Genomic DNA, 19,090 nt, shown 5'->3' on the forward strand with positions numbered 1-19,090 from the left:
AATCAATGTCACCCATAAAGCCTGTTAAAAGAAAACGTTTTGGCGAGATAGCTGTTGAACTGGGATTTATGACAGATGCCCAGGTCGGCAATATACTCTCACGACGAAACATCACACGCCGGATGCTTGGGCAGCTTTGCATTGAAGAAGGATATCTTGATTATGAGATGCTTGCCCGTATTATTGCTGCCCAGTATTCATGCAGCTATGCAAGCCTTGATGATTTAGAGCAGATAGATGATCCTGATCTGATTCAACATTTTGATATTGATTATATGGTAAATAACAGGGTGCTTCCATTTCGAATTTGGAATAACACCTTTGATATAGCTGTTGCAGATCCTCTGGATTTCATGCGTGTTGCCGAAGATATATCCCTTGTTACAGAGCTTGAGATATCTTTTGTGGTTGTCTCTGAAAAACGCCTTACTGAGCTGCTAAAAAACATAGAATCATCAAGGGATCTGCTTGATATCTCGGATGAGATGCGTCTGCCCATTATCAGAGAATCTGACAGGGGAGAGTATGAGGTATCTGTTGATCGCATAAGCTCTGAAGAGAGTCCTGTTGTAAAGCTTGTGGACTCAACTCTGCTTGATGCAATAAATAAAAAGTCAAGTGATATCCATATTGAGTCCACTGAAAAAGGACTTATTATACGCTACCGAATTGATGGCATGCTTCACCAGGCAGCAGAACCTCTGGAGCTTAAAAACCAAGGTGCGGTTCTATCCCGCCTCAAAGTTATGTCTGACCTTGATATATCTGAAAAAAGGGTTCCCCAGGATGGCCGATTCAAACTAAAGGTAAAGGGGAGATTCATAGATTTCAGGATATCTGTTCTTCCTTCGGTTTTTGGTGAAAATGCAGTTATCCGTATCCTTGATCAGGAGAGAATGTCCGTATCACAGGCATCTCTTTCATTGGATGACATGGATATTCCTGAAAAGGAGCTTTTAAGACTTCGAAGACAGATTAAGGCTCCCTATGGAATGTTTTTAATGACAGGCCCTACAGGAAGCGGCAAGACTACAACACTCTACAGAGCACTCTCAGAAGTAAATGACAAGTCAATAAAGGTCATCACCATAGAAGACCCTGTTGAGTATCAGCTTCCCGGAATGACCCAGATTGCAGTCAATCATAAAAAAGGCCTTACTTTTTCCAAAGGTTTAAGATCCATTCTTCGCCACGATCCTGATAAGATTCTTGTGGGGGAGATAAGGGATGGAGAGACCGCTGAAATTGCCATACAGTCTGCATTGACAGGCCATCAGGTCTTTACAACTGTCCATGCAAATACAACATTTGATGTCATAAATCGTTTTATGCATCTTGGTATTGATACTTTCAACCTTGTCTCTGCCTTGAACTGCATTGTTGCCCAGCGTCTTGTAAGAAAACTTTGCTCATGTAAAAAAGAGCATAAGGTGACAGAAAAAATGATGATTGAGTCTGGTCTTGATCCTGATGAGTACAAAAATATGGTGTTTTTTGGCCCTGCTGGTTGTCGCCTGTGCAACGGAACAGGATTTGACGGCAGAAAAGCAATCCTTGAACATCTTGAACTTGACCCAAATTTAAAGGAGATGATACTTGAGAAAGCCACTCTTTCAATATTGAAAAAACATGCCCTTGAAAAGGGAGTTGTCTTTCTCAGAGATGCGGTTCTTTATGACGTCAGGCATGGCACAACAAGCCTGGATGAGGCAAATAGAGTCACCTTCATAGAGTAATATTATGTTTTTTAAGAATTCAGATATTAAAGTGTCTGGTATCAACATTGATGTCAAAGCTATTAAATTTGTAACTGTTGCAAGAAAAAATGGTGTATGGCACAGTATTACAAATTTAAAGCTTGATCTGCCTGCGGGATTACTTAAGCCTGGGTTTAATCGTAAAAATATCCAGGATCCTGCGGAGTTCAGGGCCGCGCTTTCATCTTTAAAAAAGATGACAAGAATGAGGAGCTGTATGGTTGGAGTTTCCCTTCCTTGTGAAACCACAAAATTGATGATTCATCCGTTTCCAAAGCTTCCGCATGGAGACGAACAGATAAAGGAGATGATTCTTTGGCGAATTGGCAAATTAACAAGGCTGGATCTTTCTGATATTGAAATAAGATGGGATGCTTTTCCTGGAGCAGGAGAGCAGTCGGTTGTTCTAATGGTCGGGCTTGTTTCAGGGGCTGTTTTGAGAGAATATGAAGAAAGTCTCAGAATGGCTGGATTTACAGTTGGATCAATATCTTCTGCTGATATGAGCCTCTATAATTTCTATGCACCCGATATCCCCGAAGAGGGTGTTGTTGCATGGATTGGTCTTTTTCCTGAAAGCATCTCTATTTTTGTGCTCGACAACGGTACCCCTCTTTTTTATAAAAATATGAAGAAGAAACTCATTGCACAAAATGATGCAGACAATATTGATATGCTCATTCAATATTTTATGGATGAGCATCCAGATTTAAACATTGACAGATATTTTTTAAGTGCAACACCATCCTCTGATTTGAACAGCGCTTTTTCATGTACTGTATTTAACTCTGAAGATTATCATCTAATGTATCCTGCTGACCGGATTTCCATCCACCCTTCTGATCCTGATACAGCATGGAGCCATGCTGCTGCCACAGGTGCTGCCTGGAGTCTTGTTGACCAATGAAATCCATTAATATTAATTTCATACAAAACAGCAGGAAAAGCAGTAGAAAATTTGTTTTTTTGCTTGTTTTTCTCTTTTTATCTGTTGTCTATTTGGCGGCAATTTCTGCTCAGGAATTTTACCGGAAAGAGGCTCTCATTAAAGGCTATGGAGAAAAAATAAACAGTTATTCATCAGGTATGGATGTAAGGAGTGTACCTTCAGTATCCCCTTCTGAAGTTGATATTGTGGTGGCAGAGGTCAGTTTCATGAACAATCTTTTGCATCAGAGGGCTTTTCTCTGGATTGATATTCTTGATCGTCTGGAGTCTATTGTCGGAGAAGGTCTTCTTCTTAATCATGTGGAGATTGACAGGGAAAAGAAAAACATAAATATCCAGGGTAAGGCTCTTGAGGCTTCAACACTGTCTGGTTTTATAAGTGCAATATCTTCCAGCAATTTTTTTCATCTAAATGAGTTGAGCCAGGAATCAGGACAGAATACCCTGCTATCTTTTGAAATGAAGATGGTAATTCAGGCAGATGCAATATATCCTGAAAATGTAAAGAAATGGTGATTTTCTGATGAAACCCGATCTGTTTAAACGCCTGATTTTGTTCTGCCTTGTTCTTTTCGTGGCTCTACTATTCTTCAGATATACAGTGATTGAAAAACAGGGGCGTGAAATTGACAGTTTGATCTCAGACTATTCAAAGATACGGGAGAGGGGAAACTCCAATGATAATCTTTATCTATCATATGAAAGTGCAAGGCATCAGCTTGATTCTGTAAGGCTTGCGTTACCTCAATTCCACGAGTTCCCCTATGTTATAAGTGATATCAATGACCTGCTGGAGAAAAATAACCTTGTGTCATCAGGGATGATTTTCAAGCCGGTTCTAACAGATAAACTTGACCTATGGAAATTTGCATCAAGCCTTTCAGTGGAGGGAAGTTACCAGAACCTGAAGTCATTTATTGCGGGTTTTCAGGCAATGCCTGGTATCAATACAATTTCACGGGTTGTTTTTAATAAAGAGAAAAAGGAGAGTGGGTCAATTACCCTTGAAGTTGATATTGCTGTCTATTGTAGAAAAGATTGATCAACGGTGTATTTCAGGAAGGAAGGATCAACAGTGGCCATTGACAATAAAGTCCGAAAAAAGATATTGTTCGGTTCCCTTGCTCTTCTGGCTGTTTCCGTAATATATCGGATTCTTAATCCATACAGCCAGCCAACTGTCAGGGAGCTTACTTACAAACAAGGCGATATCATATCTTCTGAACAGGCAAACAACAAAAAAACTGCCAAGTTTGATGTTGCTGCATCTCTTCTTGATTACAAACCTCAATCTTATTCTGTTATTCGAGACCCCTTTAACAAACCTGTCAGCAAGGATGTTGCAAGTCTGAATACCCCAGAAGAACCTGAAACTCCTGAAAAAACACCGGAAGAGGATATTGTTCCGGAAGAATCCCATGCTGATATCAAGGAACAGGAGAAACAGATGGCAATAAGCGCAATTGTAAACGGGATCTCAGACCTTCGGATACTTGGCTCATGCATAAAAGATGGAATACTATCCTTTTTTATCAAGGATGGAGATATAGTTACGGTTATTCAAAAGGGCACCAAAATAAAGGATACTTATCCGGTATCAGACTTGACCCAGGACTATATCCTTGTGAATATTCCGGAATTTGATGAAGATGTCCGAATAAACTTAAAGGATTTCAATGGAAACAGATATTTATAGAGTTCATGCGGATGCCAGTCACAATCAAATGAGTGTACCCTTTTTTGAATGTCTGGCGTAAATTGTTGTCATTAAACTCCCCAGCTCCCTCTCACAGAGTTGCGAGGGGGAGAAAAGTTCAAAAAGAATACACTCCGATCAGATGGATGAAAGTTTTTTAAAAACAGTTGGTTATAGATATTTTTATATTAAACAGGCATGGTTGATTGCTTATCAATCACCCCCAAATAAAAAATTATAGCCATTTTCACGGTAACAAAAAATGAATAATGGTAATGCTGGAGGCTGCGTGAGACTATTTATACTGGCTTTTCTCCTGACATCAATGTTAGTATTGCAGGGATGTATGGGCGCCGGCAGGATGGAGCCTTTGCCCTGCACAGAGATAGACTCAATGGATCTTAAGGCAAGGGTTGCCTGCTATCAGAAGCAACTTGAGACTGTGCCTCCCTCCATGCGCCACTCCATTGAACTTGCCCTTAAAAAAGAGCAATACACCCTCTCCATTTTATATATGGAACAGGGAAGCCGATACCTTGAAGATAACAATCTCAGTCAGGCCAGTGATTTTTTGTCAAAAAGTATTGAGGCTTTTCCAGGTAACGATAGGGCATCACAGCTATTGATCCAAACCTTAAATCGTCAGAAATCACTTGAGCTTGTTGACAGGGCAGAATCTTTAATTGCACAAAAAAGTTTTGATTCAGCAAAAAAGCTTTTAGAGGAGGCTCTCACCCTCTATCCTGAAAATCGAGAAGCTCTTGGCTTTCTTGAGCATTTTAAAAACAGGAATTTCAGATCCTCAGAGTATGATATATTCATTGAATCAGATCAGAAATTTTCATTGAGATTCAAGGAGACAGCTATTCTGGATGTATTTGATATTATCTCAAAACTTGCTGATATTAACATTGTATTTGACAAGGATGTCCGTCAACAGAACATATCTGTTTTTGTAAAAGATATCTATGTGATGGATTTTCTTGAAATGCTGCTTAAAACCAACAATCTTGCGGCAAAACAGACAGATAAAAAAACCCTTCTTATCTATCCTGACACCCCCCAGAAGCAGAAGGAGTATCAGGATTTACAGGTAAGAACATTTTATCTTTCCTATCTTAAGGCCAAGGATACACTTCCGGTTATTGCCAAGGTGCTTAATCTCAAGGATATCATTGCCAATGAAACAACAAACACTATAACTGTAAGGGACAGCGACAAGTCCATTGACATTGTTGCAAAGCTTATCAAAGCCAATGACATTCCGGAACCAGAAGTGGTTTTAAATGTGGAGATGCTGGAGGTGAGCAGCACCCTTGAAGAAGAGCTTGGTCTCTCTTATCCTGATGTTATCACATTTGGTGTAAGCAATACCAGTTCGGGAATTAATTCATCAAGTGCATTCAGCCTTGCGGGATTTGGTTCTCTTAATGATCTTGGAACTCTTTCCAGCAGGGAGCTTTATCTTTCAATTCCCACGGTAAAGCTCAATCTTCTGAAACAGGACGGAGATACACGCATTCTTGCAAAACCAAGCGTAAGGGTGAGCAATAACCAGAAGGCCACAATTCTTCTGGGTGAACGTATTCCATTGCGATCCAACAGAAGGGTTGAGGATAATGGTGCTGTAACCTATGATTATCAATATCAGGATGTGGGCATTAAGCTTGTTGCCACACCTGATGTCAACAGAAACGAAGAGATCCGCCTAATATTAAACCTTGAGCAGAGTTCCCTTGGAAGCAACGTGGGAACCTCGGAAGATCCACAGTATGCAATTAATACCAGAAGTGCTGATACAGTTTTGACTGTTAAGGATGGCAGCACTGTAATTATTGGTGGTTTGACCAGGAAAGAAGATCGTAAAACTGTCAATACAGTACCATTGCTGGGTGATATTCCTGTTCTGAAAAAACTTTTTACCCACGAAAGCAATGGCGATACAAATACCGATCTTCTTATAACCATAACCCCTGTGATCATTTCCGGAGCGCCTCTTCCGGATGATGATACAAGCACCTTCTGGTCCGGCAACTGGCAGCGTATCCACACAACCGAACCTTATATAAAAAAGATGGAACAGCATGATCCCGTTATCCCTGAAATGCCGAAAGCTGAATAGCATCAGGGGCTGTGTGGCAGCTTTTTTTCCTTCCCTTGGCAGATGGCAGCAATCATTTGCCGGAAAGTGCGGAAGGGATGGTGCAGAATATTGCAAATCTTCACATAATGGGGTTGTGCCTGAACCACCTGTGCATGTTGCAGCAATATCCTCTTCCGGAGCTTCATTCAAAGGGGTCACTCTTATTGAGCTTGTTGTCACCATGGCCATAATCTCCATTCTTGCATCAGGGATTCTTCCACTTTCCCAGATGGCGCACAAGCGCAGCAGGGAAATTGAGTTGCGCCATGCACTAAGAACAATCCGTACAGCCCTTGATGAGTACAAATCCCTTGCAGATGAGAAGAAAATATCTGTTTCAGCCGACTCTTCGGGTTATCCTGAAACACTTGAAATATTGGTTGAAGGTGTACCTATTGCAGGCTCAACATATAAAAAGAAGTTTTTAAGGCGAATACCCGGGGATCCCATGACAAAAGATGGCACATGGGGTTTGCGATCCTATGCAGATGAACAAGATTCATCAACCTGGGGAGGTCAGGATGTTTATGATGTCTATTCAAAAAGCGACAAGACAGCCCTTGATGGAACCCTTTACAGAGAGTGGTAATACCACAGAACATATTGAAACTTATGTCCATAATAAATTGATTTGGATCTCATCCTTTATATGGAGAACTCATATCACTTTGAAGTGTGCTGACATTTTTAAGTGTGAAGGAAACAAGGGAGCCAGGGGATTTACCCTGATTGAAATGCTCATTGTTGTATCCATCATGGGGATTCTTGCATCCATAGCCATGCCGAGTTTCCAGAAAAATATAATACAAAGCAGAGAGGCGTCCCTGAAAAACACCCTTTTTGTTTTAAGGGATGTAATTGATCAGTACAATGCAGATAATGGTCACTATCCGGAAACACTGGATGCCCTTGTGGAAAATAATTATATCAGGACACTTCCTGTTGACCCCTTTACAAAAACAACCACCTCTTGGATTACTGTATTATCAGACCAGGAAGGGGAGACTGGTATATATGATGTTCATAGTGGCAGCTATAAGGTAAGTCTTGACGGGGTTCCATACAATGAATGGTAAACACTCAAAGTCGACACTATGATCTTGTAAGCCTTGTCAACACTGTCTGAATCAGGATTCCCAAGATTAACAAGATAAGGCAGGATTATCTATCCTGAGCATCCTATCCATCCTGGTTATCCTGGTTCAGACAACTGCAATAACTTCTGAAAAAGCAATAAGATGTCGATTTTGAGTAAACAGGCATGATTGATTACGTATTAATCGCCCCCAAATATAAAAATGATAGTCATTTTCACGGTAAAACTTCATGGCCGAATTCAACTGCCACCCCCGACCATGAAAATGTTAAGGGTATTTTCACGGTAAAAGAATTAACTCTTTATGTGGTTCAATTTTCAGGAAGGGGAGAGGCATTAAGATTAACTCTTTACTTCTGTTCAACTTGCATGAAGGCCATCTGCATGGAGGCACTATAGTGTATTCCAGAATCTGTTCCGCAGCAGGTTTTACCTATCCGGCTGTGCTTGCCATGGTGGTTATTATAGGCATTGCATCAACATCAGCCCAGAAATCATGGACAACAATTGTAAAAAGAGAGAAAGAAAAAGAGCTTCTTTTCAGGGGTGATCAGTTTTGCAAAGCCATAGAGTCATATTATCGTGCATCAGAAGATAAAAAAAAGGGAAATTATCCACCATCCTTTGACGATCTTTTAAAAGATTCCAGGTTTCCTGCTGTTAAACGGCATCTGAGAAAAGTCTACATTGATCCCATGACCGGAAGCAATGATTGGGGCATGATATATACTCCTGACAGGCGTATAAAAGGGGTCTTCAGCAAAGGGCAGGGTGAGCCTTTGAAAAAAAATGGCTTCAGTGTCCGTTACTCTCATTTTAATGATAAAGTGCAATATTCAGAATGGAAATTTGTTTATACTCCGGTAAAATAGTATTTACTATTTCTTTTTTTTCAAAATAATGTAATAAATAAACAATAAATAAATTATGCTTACCACTTTATCTTATGCATTAAAAGAAGACCCGGCAAAGTGAATATGTAATTTAAGAAGCGGAGCTATGTCTCCCTGAAACCTCACCATGACTTTTTACCTTTCAAGCCTCTCCTCTTTTTCTTTTGGATTTCATATGAATAATTTAATCAAAGTAACTCACCTTGGTGCTGACAATTGCGTTACAGGCTCTTGCCATCTTATTGAAACAGATAATGGCGTTAATATACTTGTGGATTGCGGCCGTGCCCAGGGAGATGATCCTGAACTTCCATTCAGCCGATTTCCGGTTCATCCTGACAAAATTGACTATCTTTTTATCACCCATGCCCATATAGACCACATAGGCAGGGTTCCGGATCTCATTGATGCAGGATTCCGTGGAGAGATCATCTGCACCCATCCTACAAAGGCTCTTCTTCTGCCAATGCTGCATGATGCACTCTCCTTTACAGGCAGAGATGAAAAATCTGTTCGTAAAATTGAAAATATGATTGATGAACTCTCCTGGGGTTTTGAGTATCGCCAGACCTTTTCCCTGAAAAGAGGCATAACATTTTTCCTTGGAAATGCCGGGCACATCCTGGGCTCCTGCTTTATCCGTTTCAGTTTTAATGACTCTTCAAAAGCTTCTCATCCTTATACCGTTATTTTTTCGGGTGATCTTGGATGTGCTGATACCCCCATACTTCCTGATCCTGACACTCCTGACACCTGTGATCTTCTGATTCTTGAATCAACCTACGGAGACCGTAATCACTCCAGCAGAAAAGAGAGGGTAAAAACCCTTGAAAGTGTTCTTGAAAAAGTTCTTGCAGACAATGGCATTGTATATATTCCGGCATTTGCACTTGGACGCACACAGGAGCTGATCTATGAGCTTGACCGTATTGGTATAGCTGTTCCGGTTTTTATCGACTCTCCCCTTGGACTTGAAATTACAAAAATTTACTCTGATCTTGAAGAGTTCTGGGACATGGATGCAAAAAAACTCAAGGCAATGGGTGACCACCCACTTGATTTCAGAAATCTTTATTCTGTTGAAAGATATCGCGATCATCGCCGTCTTCTTGATATCAAAGGCCCATGTATCATAATTGCCGGAAGCGGCATGTGTACTGGAGGCCGCATTGTTGACCACCTTGAGCATGGTCTTGATGATCCGAAAAATGATATTATTTTTGTGGGATACCAGGCAAAAGGTACGCCAGGGCGACGTATTGTAGAGGGAAGGACTCCGGTAAAGGCTGGTATTTACACCCTTTCAGGCTACTCCGCCCATGCAGATCAAAATGGACTTGTCAACTGGGTAAGATCAATGCCTGAACCCCCAAAGGAGATAAGGCTGGTACACGGAGATGATGGTGCCAGAAAAGCGTTGTCTTCTGCGTTGAATCGTGTAATGGGCAAAATAAGTTAGGAGTGAAATGAAAAAAGCACTAATTACAGGAATAACCGGCCAGGACGGAGCATATCTTGCTGAATTTCTATTGAGGAAAGGTTATGAGGTTCATGGCATCAAGCGCCGGGCATCCCTGTTCAATACCGACCGCATTGACCATCTATACCAAGATCCCCATGAAACCGGCAGAAATCTGATTCTGCATTACGGTGATTTGACCGACGCCACCAATCTTATAGGCATTCTTCAGCAGGTTCAACCGGATGAAGTGTACAACCTGGCGGCCCAAAGTCATGTCCAGGTATCCTTTGAATCCCCTGAATATACGGCAGATACAGACGGGTTGGGAACCATGAGGCTGCTTGAGGGCATAAGGCTTTTAGGGCTTGAAAAAAAGACACGATTTTATCAGGCATCGACTTCAGAACTCTACGGCAAGGTACAGGAGATTCCTCAGACTGAAAAAACCCCATTTTATCCTCGCTCCCCATATGCGTGTGCAAAGCTTTATGCCTATTGGATAACGGTGAATTATCGGGAAGCCTATGGCATCTATGCATGTAATGGGATTCTGTTCAACCATGAATCTCCGTTACGAGGAGAGACTTTTGTCACCAGAAAGATCACAAGGGCGTTGTGTCGAATTTATCTTGGCATGCAGGATTGTCTCTATCTTGGCAACATGGATGCGCTTAGGGATTGGGGACATGCCAGAGACTATGTGGAGATGCAGTGGCTCATGCTTCAGCAGGAGACACCGGACGACTATGTCATTGCAACAGGTGCGCAGCACTCTGTCAGGGAATTTGTCCAGTGTGCCGCAAAAGAGCTTGGGATTGCCATCAAATGGGAAGGAAAGGGGGTGAATGAAAAAGGGATCAACCTTGCCAACGGAAAAATCATTGTTGCCGTTGATCCAAGGTATTTTCGCCCAACAGAGGTGGATACGCTTCTCGGGGATCCAACCAAGGCTAAAACCAATCTTGGCTGGGAGCCAAAGATCTCCTTTGAAGAGCTTGTTTCTGAGATGGTGAGAACAGATCTTGAAGATGCAAAAAAAGATGAACTGTGCCACCGAGCAGGGTTCCAGGTGTATAATTACAATGAATAAAAACAGCAAAATTTTCATCGCCGGTGCAGGTGGCATGGTGGGCAGTGCAATTATCCGGAATATGTTGAAAAATGGATTTCAAAATCTTGTTGGAAGCTATCACTCTCGCGTCCCCAGTGGTGAGCTGTTTACTTTGTCCCCAGGCTTTACAGATGTGCCTTCGGGGGTGCGGCTTGTTCATGTCGATTTGACCCGTCAACATGAGGTGGAACTTTTTTTTGAGAATGAAAAGCCAGAATACGTCTTTCTTGCTGCTGCAAAGGTTGGCGGTATTTATGCCAACAACACCCTTCCGGCACAGTTTATCCGAGACAATTTGGCGATTCAGACCAATGTGATCCACGCCGCATATGAAAATAAAGTGGAGCGACTACTGTTTTTGGGTTCATCCTGCATTTACCCTAAAGATGCGCCCCAGCCCATGGAAGAGGAGTCTCTTCTAACCGGGCTTTTAGAACCCACAAACGAACCCTATGCCTTAGCCAAAATTGCCGGAATAAAGATGTGCGAAGCCTATAACCGAGAGTATGGCACAAAGTTTATCGCTATCATGCCCACCAATCTTTACGGGCCTCATGACAACTTTGATCTGGAATCGTCCCATGTTATTCCGGCCTTGATTCGAAAGTTCCATGAAGCTAAACAAAGCGGTGCATCTGAGGTGGTGGTGTGGGGAACAGGTTCTCCCAGAAGGGAGTTTCTCCATGTGGATGAGATGGCCGATGCATCGATATTTGTGATGAGCATGGAGGATTCGATCTTGCATGAACATCTTTTGAGCTATCCCAAACCCTGTTTCGTCAATGTGGGAACGGGAAAGGATTGCACCATCAAAGCGCTTGCAGAGATGGTTCAAGATGTGGTGGGGTATGAAGGGAGGATCGTGTTTGATAGAACAAAGCCGGATGGGACTTTGCTGAAATTATTAGATGTCTCTTCTCTGGCTAAAATCGGTTGGCAGGCAAGGATTTCATTAAAAGAGGGTTTGCATGAGACCTATAAATGGTTTTTGAAAAGATGAATCAATCACACGACCATAATTTCAAGAATCTGTTTCTGGATTTTCCCAAAGAGTCATTGGAGTGGTTACTGCCACAGGCTTATGAATTAGGAAAAATTCAATCCATAGAGTTCATCCGCCAAGAACCCAAAAAGCATAAGCTGGAAGCTACCCAATCCCCATGACAAACTCTTTCGTGAAGTCTGGAGTGATCTGGAAAATGTTCGAGGTTTCCTGCAGGAATATTTACCGGCGGATCAATTGGCTCTGATAGAGCCGTCCAGCCTTGAAATCTGTAAGGATTCTTTCATCGAAAAAGAGCTTGAGGACTATTTTTCTGATATGCTCTATAAGGTGAGGTTGTCCGAGACTCCCGGCTATCTGTACGTTCTATTCGAGCATAAGAGCTACGACGATAAATACCTTCATCTTCAGCTGCTGGAGTATATGCTGAAAATCTGGCGATTGTTTCTGAAACAGCAGCCGAAAAAGAAAAAGAAACCGCCATTACCAATTGTTTTGCCGTTGCTGATTTACCATGGAGAGAGGCCATGGCCCAAGGAGCGGATTCGTTTTTCATCTCTGATGTCGGGGCCGGTGGCATCATTTTCGGCATACATTCCCGATTTCAGTTTCCGCTTGCATGACCTGACAGGCTTCACCGATGATGAAATTCGGGGTACAATCATGGGCCGGGTGATGCAACTGCTTTTCAAGCACAAACTGGAAGTAAATGAAACCTAAATTATACGAAGAAGTTGTTTTAGTAATAGACGTACCTGAAAAAAATTTAAAAAAGGGTGATGTTGCTACGGTTGTCGCCCATCATCCTATTTCTGATGGTAAAGACGGCTATACATTGGAAGTCTTTAATGCACTCGGAGATACGATAACTATCGTAACGGTTCCTGAATCGGCAATTGATCTGTTGACCGAAAATGAAGTGCTGGCTGTTCGTTCATTGATTGCGGCATAACCGGAAAAATGGGAATGCGCCCATTCGTTGGGAGGTGAACTCTTAAATTGTTGTTTTTGGGGTGAAAAAGAGGCGTTTAAGGGCGGAAATCGACTTTGAAATGGGTATTTTTGATGATAATTCAGAGGTTTATCTCTGTCCGACCCCGACCTATTCCTTACTCTTTGACCGGATTTGTGGATTTAAATAAATCTGACCCCTTTTTCTTGGGGCGTGATCGAGGTGATGTTTTAAAATTCCTATGCAAAACCTGTGAAAGAGAGGTTGTTGAGCTGTGGTTTGCCGAAGAATTGAAAGCATACCAAAGTGCCGGTCAATATGGGGCGATCGATTTAATGACGGATTGGCTCAATGCAGATCAAGATTTGTCTCGATTGGTGCAGATCGCCTGCTTTCTGAAAAACGGTCCCTGCTTCAATGCAGTTGATTTTGCTCAAGGTCTGGCTTCGACCTGGGTATCGGTACCCCAAAAGAGTGTTCAGCAATTGAATATGCTGATGCTTCCAAAAGGGGAGGTACACGGTGTCTGGTCTTTGTTTGGGAATGTCCTGCTCGATGTGCTCGGGGGAAAGGGACGAAATATTCGTGCCAATATTGATGAAAATGAGGTCTTATCCATATTGGATTATTTTTTTCCAAAAAATAAAGAGGCTCAAGCGGAATTCAGCAAAACCAGAGGAAGGGTCATTGAATCTCTTGATTTGAAATCCAAAGGGATAGATGTAAAAGAGCTCATGGATAGAGTGACAAATAACAGCCATGATCAGTACCGCGTTGATGGTGAAGCGTTTCTTACCTTGAGCTCCGATATGGAGTTCTCGACAGCTCAAAAAATGATTTTAACGGCGATTGCTCGAAATATTGCCTCTTTGAAAGAAGATGAAGATCCTGAAAAAAAAGAATTTTTTACAGATACCATCACCGGTTTAAAAAGGAAAATCATCAAGCTCAGTGAAGAGTACAGCCCGGTTTACACGGAAAGTGCGTGGGCTTGGATCGATCAAGAGGAAGAGCGGGAATTGTTGGTCGGATTGTTAATGTTGACCTGTCTCAAGGGGGATCATAGTGATTATGTCGACGTTAAGAGAGCGATTTTTGAGAAACGCTGGCTGGCATGTAAAGTCATGGCTTTGACCAAAGATAAAGACGCGATCATGGAGTTGGAGGAGAGTGTCGCTTCGCTAAAAATCTGAATAATGAATATTTTTGCTAATAATTCAGATGTTTATCTCGCTCAGATCCCGACCCGCCGACCCGCTGCGCTGAAACCCTTGACCGTCTGGATCACGTACCGGATAAATTGCGAGAAGAAGTATTTGAACGATTTTTTGATATGATTCAATAGATAAAGGACTCTATTTCTTATTCTTGCGGAAAAACTTCAGAAGGAAGGGGAAATCAAAGGGGGTGACCAATGATTCACGAAATAATAAATACGAAAACAAATCAAGTTGTCATTACCTTACCCGCAGAATTTATTGACAGGGAACTGGAATTAATGATTTTTCCGGCACCCAAAAGGGACAAAAAAGAAACAAAACGAATGATGGAACGCGTTTTTAAAAATGCAGAAAAAATTGATGTGGCAGATGATATTGATATAGACGACATAATGAATGAAATGAATGATGTATTACCTTGATACAAATATTCTTATCTATGTTCCATAATCCGAAATGCGGAAAAGCAAGGCTTGTCGGTGGAGGTGATCGCCCAAATTGCTCAGATTGATGTGGATTCAGTGAATAAAATCCTGAACAACGAGCAGATAGAGATTCCACTGCATCTGTTGGGAGATGACAAGTAGGCGTCAGCAAACATCACCCCCCATGAAACCTCACCCCCCATCCCCCTCTCCATAAATGGAGAGGGGGCGATCGGCTGTGGCCCTGGTGATTCCCTGTCTTACCATCCGGGAGAACACAGAGCGGCCCATTACCATAACGGAAGGCACCAATGCGCTGGTGGGGAGGGGGCATCCCGTGAGGTGATCCTTAATGCTTTTGGCAAGGTTAATGCAACCCGACTATCCAATCCCCATGACAAACTCTTGGCCATGGCCTAAAGGTCGGATCCGTTTTCCAAGTATTATCTTGCCGGACTATACCGTGATCAACTGGAAAAAAACGAACTGGTGAATTACGACCAGCTTACACCTTGCTACGGCATCCATATCCTTGTAGATACCCTGTTCAAGGACATCGCCTTCATGAAGAGTTTTTGAGAGTGCAGAGAACCGAGCAGGCCAGATCGGAACGATTCAGGCAACAGTCCTTACTTGCCCTTCAAGCCCAGGCCAGGGAAAAAGCAGAAAAAGAAGCAGCCCTTCAAGCCCAGGCCAGAGAAAAAGCAGAAAAAGAAGCCCTCCTTCAAGCACACGAAAGCTCTGTACAGGAAGCCCTTAAGATCAAAGAAAAATCCATTCTTTTCATGAAAAAGCAGGGCAGCACTAAAGATGAGATTGCCGAACTCTTGAATATTCCGCTGGAAGAGGTTGAACCATTTTTTGACGAGAACGCATTAAGGTGATGCGGGAGGCCGATTACTGTGATCCACCTCAAAAGGCTGATGTTGTTGTGCTGTTTCCTGGCCCTGAAATAAGTGAACCCAGCAGAGAAGCTGCTTGAAAGGTAATGGGTAATATTCTCTTTCCATGAATGAAGAACAAAACCTAACCCGAGTACCCAATCCCCATGACAAACTTTTTCGTGAAGTATGGGGTGACTTGGAAAATGTCCGGGGCTTTTTGCAGGAATATTTGCCGGCAGATCAATTGGTTTTGATGGATCCGGCCAGTCTTGAGATTTGCAAGGATTCGTTCATCGAGAAAGAGCTTGAGGACTATTATTCCGATATGCTCTATAAGGTGAGAATTTCCGGGACTTCCGGCTACCTGTACGTTCTATTCGAGCATAAGAGCTATGACGACAAATATCTTCATCTTCAGCTTTTGGAATATATGGTGAAGATTTGGAGATTGTTCCTGAAACAGCAGCCGGAAAATAAAAAGAAACCGCCGCTGCCCATTGTATTACCTTTGTTGATTTGCCATGGTGAGACTCCATGGCCCAAGGATCGGATCCGTTTTTCGTCTCTGATGTCAGGCCCGGTGGAAACATTTTCAGCATACATCCCCGACTTCAGCTTCAGTCTGCATGATCTGACGGACTTCACAGATGTTGAAATACGGGGTACAATCATGGTTCGGGTGATGCAGTTGTTATTCAAGCACATCCGGGAACCGGATTTAATGGATAATAAGCTACCGGGAATTCTGTCGTTGTTGAGGGAAGTCATGAGTAGTGCGACAGGGTTACACTGTTTGGAGATCGTTTTGAGATATCTGTTCGGTACGAGGGAAGATGCCTCTGCAGAATCGATAAAGAATATTGTCGAACTGGCCTTGACACAAAAAGAGGGGGGATATGTCATGACGCTTGCGGAAAAGCTTCGCAAAGAAGGGGAAAGAAGAGGGGAAAAAGAGGGGAGAAAAAAGTAATTTCCATAATCCGAAATGCGGAAAAGCAAGGTTTGTCTGTGGATGTGATTGCCCAAATCGCACAGATTGATGTGGCATCGGTGGAGAAAATCCTGAAAAACGAGCAGATAGATATTCCACTGCATCTGTTGGGTGATAATACAAAATGAAAGATCGTTGATTGCTGAAAAAAATTTTTATGAGAGGCCGACAAGAAAGAATGCCTTGTCCGGTTTGACTGGGCCATGCAGTGGGGATGATGGATATTTTGTGCCTGCATTGTAGCAGTTCCACATTTTATCAGCTACTTGCTTGAAAAGGACTTTGTACTTTTTCTTGTACAGCTCTCGGATCTTGATGTACACGTGAAGAAAACCTGACGGAGACGGAATCCGGGGAGCTGGTGCTCATCGAGCTGCAGGTGGTGTCCCAGTACGATTATTTCCAGCGGATGGTTTACGGCACGTCCAAATTGATCACGGAGAACATTAAGACAAATTCAATAACTGCAAAAATGGCAATAAGATGTCGATTTTGAACAAATAGCAAATATGAAAATAAAACTGTACAATGATATTGTCTTTAAATGGGTTTTTGGTCGTCAGGAGCATACCGGCCCGTTGATATCTCTGCTGAATGCGGTGATGGGCTCTTCCTGCAAATTTTCAGATGTTCAGAATCCTTGTAGATACCCTCTTCAAGGGCGATGCAGATAAGAAGTGGTGGTTTCATCACTATGCCATGCTCAATACCCGAACGTATAAACCCCTGGCGAATCACTGGCACCTGTATTATATTGAGTTAAAGAAGTTTCAGACCTGTTTGAGTGATAGAGAGGGTTTGAAAGTTGGAACTGAGCTTGAAAAATGGAGCTATTTCCTTGGAACCATTCAGGACAACAGAGAGCCCCTTGATCCAAAAGTGAGTGATAACCAGGCAATAAAGGAGGTGTATGAGATGCTTCAGACATTTACAAAGGAGGATCGACTCCGGGAACAGTATCGCCTTCATGAAGAGTTTTTGAGAGTGCAGAGAACCGAGCAGGCCAGATCGGAACGATTCAGGCAACAGTCCTTACTTGCCCTTCAAGCCCAGGCTCAGGCCCTTCAAGCCCAGGCCAAGGAAAAAGCAGAAAAGGAATCAGCCCTTCAAGCCCAGGCCAAGGAAAAAGCAGAAAAAGAAGCCCTCCTTCAAGCACACGAAATCTCTGTACAGGAAGCCCTTAAGATCAAAGAAAAATCCATTCTTTTCATGAAAAAGCAAGGCAGCACTAAAGATGAGATTGCCGAACTCTTGAATATTCCGCTGGAAGAGGTTGAACCATTTTTTTGACGAGAACGCATTAAGGTGATGCGGGAGGCCGACATGAAAGAACGCCTTGTCCGGTTTGACTGGGCCATGAAAAAGTTGCTTAGAAACAAAGCCAATTTCGAGATTTTGGAAGGATTTCTGACCGAGCTTCTCAAGCAGGAAGTGAAGATAGAAAAGATTCTTGAGAGCGAGAGCAACAAAAACGCTCCTGATGACAAGCATAACCGTGTGGATCTTCTGACGGAGACGGAATCAGGAGAGCTGTTACTCATCGAGCTGCAGGTGGAGTCCCAGTACGATTATTTCCACCGGATGGTTTACGGCACGTCCAAATTGATCACGGACAACATCTATGCTGGATATGGCTATGATATGGTGCGCCGAGCCATCTCCATCAATATCGTTTATTTTGAACTCGGCCACGGCAGCGACTACGTTTACAAAGGCGTCACCGAATTCAGAGGAATCCATCACAACGATCTTCTGGAGCTAACCGGCAGTCAGAAAAATCGGTTCAACACCATTAAAAAGGTCTCCGATATTTTTCCGGAGTATTACATTCTCAAGGTAAATGATTTCGACAGTCTGGCAAAGGACACACTGGATGAGTGGCTCTACTTTTTGAAGCATTCGGAGATCAAGAGTGAGTTTTCAGCAAAGGGCCTTAAAAAGGCATCGGAAGCGCTGGATATCCTGAAACTCTCCAAAGAAGAGCGTGCCGCGTATGAGCGCTATATCGAGGATAGAAGGGTTGCTGAGAGCTCCATTAGAACCTCATGGTTTGAGGGGAGGACAGTTGGGATGATGGAAGGCAGAGAAGAAGGCAGAGAAGAAGGGAGAGAAGAAGGGAGAGAAGAAGGCGAGGCAATCGGCATTGAAAAAGGGGAGATAATCGGTAAAATTCAATTGCTTCATGAAATGTCAGGGCTTCCGGTTGTATCAAGGGATGAATTAAAAGATAATCCCATTGAAATTTTGAAAGCAATGCTTGAATCTCTGGAAAAGAAGTGGAAGGAAAGATAATATTGATAAAGATTTCTGGTACTTAGTACTCTTATGTCAATTGTTTGAATCAGAATAACAGAAGAAAAGGGTGTTCAGGATAAGATACTCAAAATCGACAACTTGATGGCTTTTTTGGTAGTTATTGAATTTGTCTGAATCAGGATAACCAATATGAATAGGATGTTCAGGATAGATAATCTGCCTTATCCTGGGTATCCTGATTCAGACAGTGTTG

Annotated in this window: 21 protein-coding genes; all 21 read left to right on the forward strand. The window is 42.5% G+C overall.

Going from position 1 to position 19,090, the window contains the following annotated elements:
* The first annotated feature begins 5 nt into the window (after positions 1-5).
* Entirely contained in the window at positions 6-1,736 is a 1,731-nt protein-coding gene (locus MTBBW1_RS16750) for a GspE/PulE family protein (protein WP_080805059.1), read from the forward strand.
* 4 nt (positions 1,737-1,740) lie between these two features.
* Positions 1,741-2,664 (forward strand): type IV pilus biogenesis protein PilM, encoded by a 924-nt coding sequence (gene pilM / locus MTBBW1_RS16755; RefSeq protein WP_080805061.1) that lies wholly within the window; start codon positions 1,741-1,743, stop codon positions 2,662-2,664.
* Complete coding sequence (locus MTBBW1_RS16760; protein ID WP_080805063.1) at positions 2,661-3,221, forward strand: PilN domain-containing protein; 561 nt, start codon at positions 2,661-2,663, stop codon at positions 3,219-3,221. Before pilM ends, MTBBW1_RS16760 begins: the two co-directional genes overlap by 4 nt.
* 7 nt (positions 3,222-3,228) lie before the next feature.
* A complete protein-coding gene (pilO, locus tag MTBBW1_RS16765; RefSeq protein ID WP_080805065.1) occupies positions 3,229-3,747 on the forward strand; it encodes a type 4a pilus biogenesis protein PilO in 519 nt (172 codons plus the stop codon).
* 33 nt (positions 3,748-3,780) lie between these two features.
* Positions 3,781-4,401, forward strand: a complete 621-nt coding sequence (locus MTBBW1_RS16770; RefSeq protein ID WP_080805067.1) for a hypothetical protein — start codon at positions 3,781-3,783, stop codon at positions 4,399-4,401.
* A 289-nt stretch (positions 4,402-4,690) separates the two neighbouring features.
* On the forward strand, positions 4,691-6,523 hold the full coding sequence (locus MTBBW1_RS16775) for a secretin N-terminal domain-containing protein (protein WP_186441405.1): 1,833 nt from the start codon (positions 4,691-4,693) through the stop codon (positions 6,521-6,523).
* A gap of 13 nt (positions 6,524-6,536) precedes the next feature.
* The gene (locus MTBBW1_RS16780; protein ID WP_222424084.1) at positions 6,537-7,133 is read left to right on the forward strand and encodes a type II secretion system protein; all 597 of its coding nucleotides are present in this window, start codon (positions 6,537-6,539) and stop codon (positions 7,131-7,133) included.
* 79 nt (positions 7,134-7,212) lie between these two features.
* Positions 7,213-7,620 carry a type II secretion system protein gene (locus MTBBW1_RS16785; RefSeq protein ID WP_222424085.1) on the forward strand — a complete coding sequence of 136 codons (408 nt, stop codon included), beginning with the start codon at positions 7,213-7,215 and terminating at the stop codon, positions 7,618-7,620.
* 418 nt (positions 7,621-8,038) lie between these two features.
* Positions 8,039-8,512 (forward strand): type II secretion system protein, encoded by a 474-nt coding sequence (locus MTBBW1_RS16790; protein WP_080805073.1) that lies wholly within the window; start codon positions 8,039-8,041, stop codon positions 8,510-8,512.
* A 196-nt stretch (positions 8,513-8,708) separates the two neighbouring features.
* A complete protein-coding gene (locus MTBBW1_RS16795; RefSeq protein ID WP_245809439.1) occupies positions 8,709-9,992 on the forward strand; it encodes an MBL fold metallo-hydrolase in 1,284 nt (427 codons plus the stop codon).
* A 7-nt stretch (positions 9,993-9,999) separates the two neighbouring features.
* Positions 10,000-11,085 carry a GDP-mannose 4,6-dehydratase gene (gene gmd / locus MTBBW1_RS16800; RefSeq protein WP_080805075.1) on the forward strand — a complete coding sequence of 362 codons (1,086 nt, stop codon included), beginning with the start codon at positions 10,000-10,002 and terminating at the stop codon, positions 11,083-11,085.
* Entirely contained in the window at positions 11,078-12,106 is a 1,029-nt protein-coding gene (locus tag MTBBW1_RS16805; RefSeq protein WP_080805077.1) for a GDP-L-fucose synthase family protein, read from the forward strand. The genes gmd and MTBBW1_RS16805 overlap by 8 nt, the downstream gene beginning before the upstream one ends.
* Positions 12,107-12,241: 135 nt before the next feature.
* Positions 12,242-12,829, forward strand: a complete 588-nt coding sequence (locus tag MTBBW1_RS16815; RefSeq protein WP_080805081.1) for an Rpn family recombination-promoting nuclease/putative transposase — start codon at positions 12,242-12,244, stop codon at positions 12,827-12,829.
* Positions 12,819-13,061 carry a DUF4926 domain-containing protein gene (locus MTBBW1_RS16820; RefSeq protein WP_080805083.1) on the forward strand — a complete coding sequence of 81 codons (243 nt, stop codon included), beginning with the start codon at positions 12,819-12,821 and terminating at the stop codon, positions 13,059-13,061. The genes MTBBW1_RS16815 and MTBBW1_RS16820 overlap by 11 nt, the downstream gene beginning before the upstream one ends.
* Positions 13,062-13,156: 95 nt before the next feature.
* Positions 13,157-14,254, forward strand: coding sequence for a hypothetical protein (locus MTBBW1_RS16825; protein WP_139786792.1), 1,098 nt, complete (start codon positions 13,157-13,159; stop codon positions 14,252-14,254).
* A gap of 221 nt (positions 14,255-14,475) precedes the next feature.
* Positions 14,476-14,703 (forward strand): hypothetical protein, encoded by a 228-nt coding sequence (locus tag MTBBW1_RS16830; protein WP_080805087.1) that lies wholly within the window; start codon positions 14,476-14,478, stop codon positions 14,701-14,703.
* A 584-nt stretch (positions 14,704-15,287) separates the two neighbouring features.
* Positions 15,288-15,590: a hypothetical protein gene (locus tag MTBBW1_RS16835; RefSeq protein ID WP_080805089.1), complete on the forward strand. Its 303-nt coding sequence runs from the start codon at positions 15,288-15,290 to the stop codon at positions 15,588-15,590.
* A 124-nt stretch (positions 15,591-15,714) separates the two neighbouring features.
* Positions 15,715-16,560, forward strand: coding sequence for an Rpn family recombination-promoting nuclease/putative transposase (locus MTBBW1_RS16840; protein WP_087881788.1), 846 nt, complete (start codon positions 15,715-15,717; stop codon positions 16,558-16,560).
* A 355-nt stretch (positions 16,561-16,915) separates the two neighbouring features.
* Positions 16,916-17,077, forward strand: coding sequence for a PD-(D/E)XK nuclease family transposase (locus tag MTBBW1_RS30215; protein WP_080805091.1), 162 nt, complete (start codon positions 16,916-16,918; stop codon positions 17,075-17,077).
* 131 nt (positions 17,078-17,208) lie between these two features.
* Entirely contained in the window at positions 17,209-17,871 is a 663-nt protein-coding gene (locus MTBBW1_RS16850; protein ID WP_080805093.1) for a PD-(D/E)XK nuclease family transposase, read from the forward strand.
* A gap of 33 nt (positions 17,872-17,904) precedes the next feature.
* Complete coding sequence (locus MTBBW1_RS16855; RefSeq protein ID WP_080805095.1) at positions 17,905-18,873, forward strand: Rpn family recombination-promoting nuclease/putative transposase; 969 nt, start codon at positions 17,905-17,907, stop codon at positions 18,871-18,873.
* Positions 18,874-19,090 lie beyond the last annotated feature (217 nt).

Origin of the sequence: Desulfamplus magnetovallimortis, assembly GCF_900170035.1 — a bacterium.
Classification (GTDB): domain Bacteria; phylum Desulfobacterota; class Desulfobacteria; order Desulfobacterales; family Desulfobacteraceae; genus Desulfamplus; species Desulfamplus magnetovallimortis.

Coding starts and splice junctions, on each gene's coding strand:
- MTBBW1_RS16750 (WP_080805059.1), top strand. CDS start 6: ATGTCACCCATAAAGCCTGTTAAAAGAAAACGTTTTGGCGAGATAGCT.
- pilM (WP_080805061.1), top strand. CDS start 1,741: ATGTTTTTTAAGAATTCAGATATTAAAGTGTCTGGTATCAACATTGAT.
- MTBBW1_RS16760 (WP_080805063.1), top strand. CDS start 2,661: ATGAAATCCATTAATATTAATTTCATACAAAACAGCAGGAAAAGCAGT.
- pilO (WP_080805065.1), top strand. CDS start 3,229: ATGAAACCCGATCTGTTTAAACGCCTGATTTTGTTCTGCCTTGTTCTT.
- MTBBW1_RS16795 (WP_245809439.1), top strand. CDS start 8,709: ATGAATAATTTAATCAAAGTAACTCACCTTGGTGCTGACAATTGCGTT.
- gmd (WP_080805075.1), top strand. CDS start 10,000: ATGAAAAAAGCACTAATTACAGGAATAACCGGCCAGGACGGAGCATAT.
- MTBBW1_RS16805 (WP_080805077.1), top strand. CDS start 11,078: ATGAATAAAAACAGCAAAATTTTCATCGCCGGTGCAGGTGGCATGGTG.
- MTBBW1_RS16820 (WP_080805083.1), top strand. CDS start 12,819: ATGAAACCTAAATTATACGAAGAAGTTGTTTTAGTAATAGACGTACCT.
- MTBBW1_RS16830 (WP_080805087.1), top strand. CDS start 14,476: ATGATTCACGAAATAATAAATACGAAAACAAATCAAGTTGTCATTACC.
- MTBBW1_RS16840 (WP_087881788.1), top strand. CDS start 15,715: ATGAATGAAGAACAAAACCTAACCCGAGTACCCAATCCCCATGACAAA.
- MTBBW1_RS16850 (WP_080805093.1), top strand. CDS start 17,209: ATGTTCAGAATCCTTGTAGATACCCTCTTCAAGGGCGATGCAGATAAG.
- MTBBW1_RS16855 (WP_080805095.1), top strand. CDS start 17,905: ATGAAAGAACGCCTTGTCCGGTTTGACTGGGCCATGAAAAAGTTGCTT.